The organism is Streptomyces globisporus, assembly GCF_003501885.1.
In the GTDB taxonomy this organism is placed as follows: domain Bacteria; phylum Actinomycetota; class Actinomycetes; order Streptomycetales; family Streptomycetaceae; genus Streptomyces; species Streptomyces globisporus_D.
This window is the reverse complement of record NZ_QWFA01000254.1, coordinates 1-7,359: the sequence shown is the minus strand read 5'-3', so window position 1 is coordinate 7,359 and position 7,359 is coordinate 1. Positions and strand designations below refer to the sequence as shown.

The following is a 7,359-nucleotide window of genomic DNA, read 5'->3' as shown; positions in this document are numbered from 1 at the left end:
CCCGGTCCGGGGGCGGCTGGAGGCGGGGGGCGAGGCGTGCCGGTGGTCGTCGATGTCCACGGTCACCACCCGCCCCCGGTCCGGGTCGGTGGCGCGACGGACCCGCTGGGCGTCAAGGGTGAGCGTGAAGTCGGAGAGCCGGACGTGCGGGCCGGGGGCGCCGGCCTGGAAGGTCCGCAGCAGCCGCGCCAGCCGGTCCCCGAGCGCCTTGCCGACCGCCTCGGCCCGCTTCTGGCCGCTGGCCCGGGAGCGGTTGCCGTGTCCGGTGACGGTGACCGTGGGCAGGGGCAGGCCGTTGGCGTGGTTCCACAGGCCGGTGCGGGCCAAGGACAGGGCCAGGGCGTCCAGGTTCTCGTCCGCGTCCGCCGACGGGGTGTGCTGCTGCTCGGCGAAGCGGACGGTCCGCCGGTCCGGCCGGAGCGCGTGGCCGTGCAGGGCGACCGTGGTGAGCGGATTGGAGACGGCGGGTGAACGGTCCGACAGCAGCGCCGCGTTGACCGCGTGGGCGGACTCGCCGGGGCGCTTGCTGTAGGCCCGGAAGAACCACTGGTCCTCGTCGTCCAGGACCGGTGCGGCCGACCGTACGGCATCGCGCGCGCGGGTGCGGGCCTGGTCCACCTCGCGCTGGGCCAGGGCGTGTTCGGGACGGTCCTCGGTGAAGTACCACCGGACGCGCTCGGCCTCGTGGACGGCGGCCAGGGCCCGGGCCGCACGGGCGAAGCCTTCCAGGCGGGCGATCTCCCCCGGGGCCGCGCCCTCCTGCCGGGAGATCGCGGCGCGGTCCTCCGACTGCTGCGCCAGCGCGTTCAGTTGGTCATCGTCGTACCGGTCGAGGTTCTCGTCGACGACCGCGTCGAGCTGGTCCACCGGGATCGGTGTACGGGAGTGGGTCTCGTTCTCCAGGGTGATCTGGTGGCTGCCGTCCTCGCTCGCCAGCACCACCTGCGCGAAGTGGTACGGGGCGTGCGGGCCGACCGGGTCTCCGGGCTTGGCGTGGTTGTGGGTGAAGAGCTGGGCGCCGCCGTCGTTGGTCGTGCTGACCGACTGGATCAGATACCCCTCGCCGACCTCCGCCCAGGCGTACTCGTTGACCCCGGTCCGGGCGGCGGCCCGGGTCAACGGCCCGCGCAGCGCGTTGTCCTGGGTGTGGCGGAGGGCCTGGCCGTACGCCTCGCCCGGGGTGGGCGCGCCCACCACTCCGCCGGTGAAGCGCGGGTCCCGGCCGGCCTGCCGGGCCGCCCAGCCCGGGGTGACGTCGGTGGCGGTACGAGTGCCGTCGGCGACCTCCGTCAGCGCCTGGGCCAGGTGGTGGGTGCCGGTCACCTCCCGGCCGTGCAGTCCGTTGACGGCGGCCGTGGCGACCGTACCGTCGGGGGTGCGGAAGGCGAGGTGGGACAGCGGCGCGGCGTCCGTTCCGGCGACCATCCGGGCGAAGTCCCGGGTGAAGGCGTACTCGGACGACCCGGAGGCGGTGAGGAACCGGGGCTCCACCCGGAACAGCGGTTCGCCGGGCGTGCCGTCCTCCCGGGCGAGCACCACGCGCGCCGACGGATCGGCCGTCAGCCGCACCCCGGCTCCGACGGCGGCCAGGCGGGCCGAGGAGCGCTCGATCGCCGCCCGGGTGGCGTACGCCTGCCGGCCGCGTCCGGTGGTGTCGTTCCCGGCCGAGAGCAGTGCGACCGTCCGGTCCTCGGAGATGTGCAGAGGCGGCCGGTCCGCGGTGGGGACTGTCCCGGGAGTCTGGTGGGGCAGGACCAGCGCGGGCCCTTCCACCTCCTCCTGCGCACGGACTTCGCCGACCGTGCGGGGGCCGGGCTCGGTGAACAGCACCCCGGTGCCGCTCGCGTCGATGACCTCGTAGTCGCGGGTGATCAGAGGGCGGGCGCGCAAGGCGTCGGTACGGCGTTCCCACTGCAACTGGTCGGCCAGCCGGTCGAACTCCGCGTCGCCGTCGCTGGTGGAGCCGCTGTCGCTGTCGCTGTCACGGCCGTCGTCGCTGTCGCTGTCACTGAGGTCGCGGGCGCCGGGCAGGCCGGGCTCCTGGGGTGGCGGGGGCGTGGTCCAGTCCGGCCCGGTCTCCCCGGCCCGCCGGTGCACCACGAGGTGGGCGGCTCCGGTGGTGGGGTGGGTGGCCACTTCGGCCGGCCCCAGCGGGTACCAGACCGGGCGGGCAGTCGTACCGGCGACCAGGTTGGCGACCTGCGCGGCGAACGCCGGGGGCAGGGCGAGGACGATGTCCGCACCGCCCGGACGCCGGGAGTCGTACGAGATGATCCGGGCCATCTCCTCGGCGTCGCGGACCACGAAGGTACGCCACGGCGTGACGATCTCGACGCCGCCGCCCGCCGCCGCCTCGGCCACGAACAGGTACGGGTTCCGCCACGGCGCGCTCTGCCCGGCCACCCGGCCGGAACGCTCGGCGAGGTACGAGTCGGGAGCCGGCAGTCCCCGGTCCACCCCGGTGAAGTCCCTTCCCGCCGGAGTTCGTTCCGCCGTGCGGAGGAGGGTCTCCTCGGCGAGGGCGTCCCGCCGGGTCTCGACCTGCCGGTCGACGAAGTACACGGAGAAGTCCTCGGCGGTCGCAAGGTCGTCCGACGACGCCTCCAGCGCCAGCGCTCCCAGGTCCAGGACGTCCTGGTTGCTCACCCTGGCCCGGTCGGGCAGGTGCAGGACGTGCCGGATGAGATCGGCCAGCCCGGCGCGGGTCGGACGGCCGCCCGCCGCCTCCTCGACGAGCGCGTAGAGGGCCTCGGAGGTCTCCTGGAGCCGGGCGCGCGGGGCCCTGTTCCACTGCGGGCCGAAGACCGCCGTCAGCCACTCGGGGTCGGCCCAGATCGGGGTGTCCTCCTCGCCGTCGGAGTCGGAGTCCGAGTCGGAGCCGGTGCTGTCGTGCGGCTGCGGCTCCGTGCCGGACAGCGTGCTGAGTTCGTACGCCTCTTCCTCTCCCGGCAGTCCCGGGCTGCCGGGAGAGGACGCCTTCGGGGCCAGGGTCCGGAGCAGCAGCGGTACGAAGTCCCCGCCCCGGCGGCGGAGTCGGAGGACCGGCGCGTCGACGGAGGGGCCCGCGTAGGTGTGGGCGGTGCCGTTCTCCTCGATCAGAGTGAGCGTGGCGCCGGTCGCCTTGGCCGCCCACTCGGCCACCGCGCGGTCGGCGTCCGGGCCCCATGGGGCATTGGCGAGGTGGCGGCGCAGTCGGCCGTCGAGGGCGTCCTGGCTCAGCGCGGGGACGCGCTTCTGGTCCACGGGCGGCGGGGGCGAGAACAGCGCGTCGCGCTCCACCCGTTCGCCGGGGAGCCCGTTCAGGCGCATCAGCTGGGCGGGCGACGCCCCGGCGCGGGTCCGGAGCCGGGCCGCCGCCCGGGGGTCGCGGCCGGGCTGCTCGGCGGCGTGGCGCAGGGCCGTGGAGAGTGCGGCGAAGAAGCCGTTGCCCCGGCCCGCCGGAGCGCCCTGGGTGTAGGTGGCACCGTCGGGGGCGGTGAGGAGGCCGTCGCGGTCCAGCCGGTAGCGCGGGCCGTCGGCGTCGGCGGGCGGCAGCCAGGGCGGGCCGGCGTGGCTGCGGTGGGCGGGCGGCTCAGGAGTCGTCTTCGTACTGCCCGAGGGCGTACTGGTGGTCGGCTGGGCCGGCAGCGCGGTGGTGATCGGCGGCGTCGTGCCGGGTGTCAGCGCGGCGGAGAAGAAGCCGTCGGCGGCGAAGAGCACCGGGCCGGAGGCCGCGTCGGCCGTCGCCGGGTCCGCGCCGTGCGGCAGGAACGTCTGCTGCCGCCCCTCCCCCGTCACCACCGTCACCGGGACACCCAGGACGCGGGCCGCGAGTGCGGGGAGCACGTCGGCGCCGCCATGGTCGCCCGCCCGGCGCACGGGCGGGGCCGGGTCTCCGCCGTCCGGGTCCGCCGCGGCGGACCCGGCCGTGAACGGGCGCGACAAGGCCGCCACGGCCAGCGCCACCCGCTGCTCCGGGCTCGGCCAGACGGTCTGCGGGAGCCGGCCGAACGCGTCGAACTCCGCCTGCTGAGCAGCCGTCAGGTCGATTTCCGCGAAGTCCAGTTCGGCCTGGGTGAAGGTGTCCGCCGCATCCAGGGCCAGGCCGTCCAGGAGGTCCTGGTTGCTGTCGTCCCCCAGCGCCCACGCGAGCCGATTGCGCGCGTCGTCGATGGCCTCCCTGGTCACCGCCGGGTCCCCGGGGTCGGCCGTGAACCGGTCGGCGAGGCCCGCGTCGAGCAGGTGGGCCAGCCTGCCCCGGTCCTGGACCGTCGCGAGCAGCGCGTGGAAGAACGAGGCCCCGTCGTGCGGCACTTCGTGCACCTGGTGGACCGTGCGCCCGTCGGGCGAGGTGAGGGTGCGCGGCGAGGAGTCGGTGGCGTCGGTGACCGTGTACGGCTCCGGCGCCTCGGAGCGCCAGTCGGGTGCCGCGTACTCCTGCGGCGCGTCCTTCACGGGCACCGAGCCCGAACCCTGGTGGTGGGCGGTGAGGCGGGCGGCGGCGAGGTGGAGACGGTGGTGGTCCTTCGCGGCGGCGTCCAGGTGCTGTTGCCGACGGCGTACCTCGTCGCGGGCGGACTGCCAGGCGGTGACGGCCGGGGACTGGGCGACGTCCTTGGGCAGGACCGTGGCCCGGTCGTCGTCCCCGAGCGCGGCCTGCTCCTCGGGGCTCAGGTCGAGCCAGGTCTCCCGGGTCTTCGCGCGGGCGTCGTAGTAGTTCTTCTCGGCGGTGGCGAGGTCGGCCGCAGCCTTCGCCTGGTCGTCCCAGGCCGTGCGGGCCTCGTCGGGGAAGGTGGTGTCGTCCAGGAGGCCGTGGTCGCGGGCGATGTCCTCGCGGAGCCAGACCAGGGCGGTGGTCTCGGCCTCGACGGCTCGGGGGCCGCGCCGGGGCTTGCCGAGGGCCTGCATCGGACGGCTGTCGGTGACCCGGTGGTCCACCTCGGCCACCGAGAGCCAGCTGACGGGGACCGCGAAGAGCATGCTGCGGTCGGTGACGACCTTGAGGTGCGTGCCGAGGGTGGTGTCGGTGGCGCTCCTCAGCGCGGTCGCGTCGTTGGCACCGCCGATCGGGACCGTGGCGCCGGGGTTGGTCACGCCCGCGTTGCTGTTGCCCGCCAGCGGCGACGTACTGACCGCGCCCTCGACGTTGTCGGTGATGCCCGCATCCAGCGCGTCACCGGTCCTGCGCCGCTGCATGGCCTCCATGCGCGGCTTGTTCTCCACGGCCAGCAGCCGGGCGCCGCCGCGGTGCATCTTGGCGTAGAGGCGGGAGTCGGCGGTGTGGGACTGGCCGAGGAGGCGTGCGGAGGACTGGGTGGGCAGCGGAGAGCCGTCGGCCCCGAGCGCCTCGCGGAAGCCCGCGGTCAGACCGACCTGGGAGGTGGCCTCCTGCTGGGCCTGGGCCGGGGCGGTGCCGAGGCCGGTGAGCGGGGTGTGGCGGGCCATCCGTACGCGTTCGGCGAGCGTGGCGCCCGTGTGCCGCTTTCCGAGGTCCGTGTCACCGGGGAAGCCGTCCGCGCGGGCGGTGGCGAGGGTCAGGGCGTCCTGCACGTTGGCCGAGCCGAGGATGTCCACGGCGAGGATGCCGGAGCCGATCACATCGTCGAAGGGCAGGACGTCCGGGTCGTTCCCTCCGGTCTCCCGGCCCGTGGTCCGCCAGCGGGCGATGGACTCCGGCAGCGCCTGATCGGCCGTCAGCACGTGGACGGCACGCGGAGGTTCCGGCACCTCCTGTTCGGTGAGCACGCCGTCGGCTCCGTCGCCGGCCGGGGTGAGCAGGCTCGCCGGGAGGATCTCGTTGAGGCTGCCGACGGGGGCGGTGGCGGTGGGGCCGAGCGGCTTGCCGGACGCGTCGGCCACGGTGGCCGTCAGGGTGTACGTGGTCACGATCTCGGCGTGCGCCTGGGTGGTGGCGATGTTAGGCATCGCGGTACTGCCGACCGCCTCGGTCACATTGCTCGACCGCTGCTTGGCCGCGGTGCCCTGGAGCGCCGGGTTGGCGACCAGCACTCCGCCGCCCGCCGCGCGCTCGCTCGCGCTGAGCGTCACATCGGCGCCGCGGTCCTGGGAACGGCCGTCGACGTCGTCGCGGGCGGTGGTGCGGTAGTCCTCCAACTCGTAGCCCGTACGCAGCCGTTCCACGGTGGTGGTGACCGGTGTCAGCGTCAGTCTCAGCTGCCCGGGGCTGCCGCCGACCGGCAGGTGGTGCGGGCTGGACCAGGTGCGGTAGTGGACCGGCAGGGCCATCCCGTCGGTGGTCAGCTCGTGCACATGGGAGCGGAGGAAGTCCGGCGAGAGGCGCTGGAGCACCTGCTCCCGGTCGTGCGAGGGCACGCCCAGCCGCTCCAGCTGCCCCATCAGCTGCTGAGCCACGCGGCTTGCGTCGAGCTGTCCGCTGGGGTGGGAGGGGAAGTGGCGACGGCGGAGGAACGGGGGCAGCTTGTAGCCGCCGCCGAGGTTGTCCGGTGTGCTGGTCCCCAGGCCGTCCGGGGCGAGCCCGGCCTCGATCGCGTCCTGCATCGGCAGGTGGAACATCACCGCGTCGCGGATGCGCTGGAGCGCGGCGGCGGCCCGGCGCGGCGAGAGACCCCGCCCGAGCCGGTCGGAGATCCGCCCGGCGGCGGAGCTGATCCGGCCCCCGGCGCGGGTGCCGACCGTCCCCATCGCAGCCGTCCAGCGGTCGCGTACGGCCACGGTCTCGGCGGCGTCGGCGACCACCAGGTACATCCGGCCGGCGTAGCTGAGGGTGGTGTTGCGGCCCCGGGTGAGGGTCTGGGACACGCTGCGGCCCTTGCCCCAGGCGTACTGGAGCGCGGTCGAGTACGCGCCCACCAGCGCCTGTTGGCCGGGGGCCTGCTGCACCGGCGTGACCGCGCCCTGGATTCCGAGGGTGGTCCGGGAGCCGCTGCCGGAGGTGCCGGCGACGCGGTGTTCGTTGCCGATCGTGGCTTCGAGGCTGCCGGGCTTGGGGTCGCTCTTGACGCGTACGTTCTCCAGCTCGCCCCGCACCGCCGCCTTGAGGTAGTGCGTCGAGAACGGGCCCGCGCCCGTGAGCCCGGTGATGCGGGAGCCGAACGGGCCGAGGTACTGGCCGAGTTGCCCGGCGACGCCGAGGTTGGCCATGGCCCGGCGCAGGGCCGTGCGGATCGGGGTGCCGGGGGCGCCGACGTGCCATGAGGTGCCGGTGGCACGGTCGGCGGTGTCCTGCACGAGTTGCTGCCGCTGCCCGCCGCCCTCGGTGCTGAGGACGACGTGCGGGGCGCTGAGCAGTTTGTTCACGAGCTGCCGGTCGGACGATGCCGTACGGGGCAAGGGGCGGGTGCCGTCGAGGAGCTGGTCCGCCTCGGTGGAGGAGAGGGGACGCGGAGCGGGGGTGGGTGC

General features: G+C 75.0%; 1 pseudogene. It reads right to left on the bottom strand.

The window, feature by feature from the left end:
* Positions 1 to 7,359, bottom strand: a pseudogene (locus tag D3105_RS30880) (hypothetical protein); the annotation flags it as partial.